Source organism: Enterobacter sichuanensis (assembly GCF_002939185.1).
In the GTDB taxonomy this organism is placed as follows: Bacteria; Pseudomonadota; Gammaproteobacteria; order Enterobacterales; family Enterobacteriaceae; genus Enterobacter; species Enterobacter sichuanensis.
Genome location: NZ_POVL01000115.1, coordinates 1 through 3,124, shown reverse-complemented (window position 1 = coordinate 3,124; position 3,124 = coordinate 1). Strand labels below are relative to the sequence as shown.

The 3,124-nt window shown below is 48.9% G+C and carries 2 protein-coding genes; both read left to right on the top strand.

Annotation, left to right across the window (positions count from 1 at the left end):
• Window positions 1-1,593 (top strand): ATP-dependent nuclease (locus C5687_RS23730; protein ID WP_104558179.1); only part of this gene is annotated, 1,593 nt, incomplete at its 5' end.
• A complete protein-coding gene (locus C5687_RS23725; RefSeq protein ID WP_023329023.1) occupies window positions 1,590-3,005 on the top strand; it encodes a UvrD-helicase domain-containing protein in 1,416 nt (471 codons plus the stop codon). The genes C5687_RS23730 and C5687_RS23725, both read left to right, overlap by 4 nt.
• Window positions 3,006-3,124 lie beyond the last annotated feature (119 nt).

The following is a 3,124-nucleotide window of genomic DNA, read 5'->3' as shown; positions in this document are numbered from 1 at the left end:
CTAGTACTCGGAGCGCGAAGATCGTTCACATTCAGTGATGCGGATTTTTATCTCATGAATTCCGCTACTCCAGTCTGCATCAGTGTAACTCTCGGACAGCTTGATGACGGGCTTCGGAACCTTGAGAACTATGGGCGTTATCTTCGTGGTTTCAATAGCGAAACAAAAGAAATCCATGATGAACCTCTGGCAGGAGATGAAACCGTACTCACACTGAGAATGGTCGTTGGAGCAGATCTCGAACCAGACTGGTGCTTATTTTCAGAACGAGCAACAGTGGAAGGGTTAGAGAAAAGGTTACTGTGGAAGCACCGGGAGCAGTTAAGCCCTACTCGCCTTGGTGCAACCTCGCATCATCATCTGGCATGGGGCAACCGCTCAGTGCTGAATAAATTATCTGCAGAAGATTTTGATATCAGTTCAACGTTGGCCGAACTGTCCCGACAGACACGACACAACTTTGCTGCCCGACAACTACCTCAGTTGGATAACATTCTTACCGAGGTCAGAACCATTGCAAATGAGTTAGGCGTTCAGGTTGGAGAACTTAAAGCGCTGCTGGATGTGAATGGCGTCTCCCTGTCTAACAGTGCGATCAGCCTGCATAACAGTGATAACACGCCACTGAGAATGCTTGGTACAGGATCAACCCGATTGCTGGTGAGCGGGTTACAAAAAGCTGTCGGGGGGCCGGGGATCATACTGGTTGATGAAGCAGAGTACGGACTGGAGCCTTACAGGATCAGCCGACTCTTGAATCAACTGGGTTCTCGTGATGATGAACCTACTTCGCAGGTATTCATCACCACCCATTCCCCATATGTTCTCAGGGAACTCAAGGCAACCCAGCTCTGTGTGTTGCGGAAACTAGAACAACCGCCCCCAGAGCCTTCACACAATTTCCTGACACTAAGTGGGGACGATAAGGAACAAGCTACCATAAGGGCCTGCGCTGAAGCCTTTTTCAGCAAAGCCGTAATTGTGGGCGAAGGTGGAACTGAGGTTGGTTTTATCAGAGGGCTGGACTTGTACAGACAACGCAGGGGAAGAACTGGCTTTCAGGATCAGGGGGCCTTTGCTACAGATGGCGGCGGCGGGGACAATTATTTCAAACGCGCCGAGGTTTTTGCACAACTGGGATATCGTACTGCCTTATTAAAAGATTCAGATATCACGACACCTGCACACAGGCAACAGACAGAACATTGCCGGGCAAGCGGCGTTACCATTTTTGAATGGGGTAATGGTTTTTCAACAGAGGGAGCCCTGCTGGCTTGGTGTCCTGCTGAGACTATCCGTGACATCGTTCTTCTTGCTGCGGATCTGAACAGCCACCAACAAGTGGATCAGCACATTCAAAACTGCTCCCAAGGGGCTTATAACTTTGACACATGTACAGGTGAACCTACAGAAGAAATGAGAACGCCAGTGGCTCACGCTGCTGGCAAATATGGCTGGTTTAAAACGATCGGGAAGGCTGAGGATCTAGCGGAGAATATCGTGGGTCCGGTCTTCAATCAGTTTTCACGACCATTCAAAGCAATTATAAGAGATCTGCTGGCGTGGGCAGCAGAAAACGGTGACCCACGATGAGTGTGGATGCCGTTTTAAACGCCAGTAAAGGCCTGATTGTAGCGCCAGCGGGATGTGGCAAAACCCACCTGATTACTGAAGCACTTGGTTTTGCGCAAAGTAAGCCGTATCTCGTGCTGACGCATACAACCGCAGGTGTAACGGCACTCAAAAAGCGACTGAGCCGTTTTGCAATTCCTCCGCGGAACTATGTTGTGACAACAATCGATGGATGGGCTCTGAAAATAGCTGGCTGCTTTCCGGGATTGTGTCCGCTCGGTGCGGGTCCTGAAAATCCAACCTTTTTTTACCCTTCTCTTCGCCGTGCCGTACGGGATCTGGTTGTTAACGGTAATATTAGCGAAATCATCACAGCTACTTATTCGCGTTTGCTGGTCGATGAATACCAGGACTGCAATAGCGAGCAACATGAATTGACTTGTGCGCTTTCATGTTTGCTACCAACGGTAGTCTTTGGTGACCCGATGCAGTGTATTTTCAACTTTAGCGGCCCTATGCCCAACTGGAACCAAACCGTTGAAACTTTTTTCCCTACTCTGGCAACCTTACAAACGCCCTGGCGTTGGAACAATGCACAAACGCCAGATTTGGGCCAGTGGCTCCTTGAGCAAAGACATCGATTACTTCTCCGGGAGCGTATCGACTTAAGGTCCTGTCCTGACTATGTACGTTTTCGGCCTCTTTTACGAAATCATAATGACAATATCCAGCGCCAGCAGCGCGAATATTACTCGCTGCTGCGACAGTTTCCCAACGACTCGGTTTTAGTTATAGGTGATTCACGAAGAGTGTCATCCAGGCATCAATTTGCACAACGAATCAATGGTATTGATGTTGTCGAACCGGTAGATCTGAGTGACGTGATAAAAATGGCTGCATCCCTTGACGATGCTAGTGCTGCCAACGTGATGCCAAGGCTTTTACAGGCAGCAGCTGAACTGATGACAAACGTTGGCGTTAGTACAACCTTACGAAGAATTAGTTCTATTCAGGCCGGACGAAACAGAACAGCCCCTTCTTCGCTTGAGAATGCATTGGTAGCACTTGCTCTGGCCCCAACCCGAAAAAATATTCGAACGACACTCCTTTTGCTCGAAGAGAAGGAAGAGACACGCGTATTCAGGGCCGGAGCTCTGCACGTTCTAAAAGATGCGATAAATCTGTCCATCAGTTCACCTGACAAAAGCATTAGAGAGTCAGCATCAGTTATTCGTGAACAACGTAGATACCAAGGTGAAGGACGCGTATCGCACCGTTCAATAGGCTCAACTCTTCTTCTGAAAGGTCTGGAATGCGACCACGCGGTGATACTAGATGCGGGAAATATGGGAGCAACTGATTTGTATGTTGCGCTCTCAAGGGGAGCTAAATCTGTTACGATCTTCTCAGGTCGTGATGAGTTCACACCCTAATAACCCACCATAGACTGCCCCCTAGACGATCGTACCTTAGTGTTTATAAGGTCTGCTCTTGGCACAAAGCAGACGTTAAGATTTACAGCATCGGGAAGCTTCTGGATGCCGCGTCAGCG

Excerpts from the sequence above, each read along its gene's own strand:
- C5687_RS23725 (WP_023329023.1), top strand. The coding sequence starts at position 1,590 with ATGAGTGTGGATGCCGTTTTAAACGCCAGTAAAGGCCTGATTGTAGCG.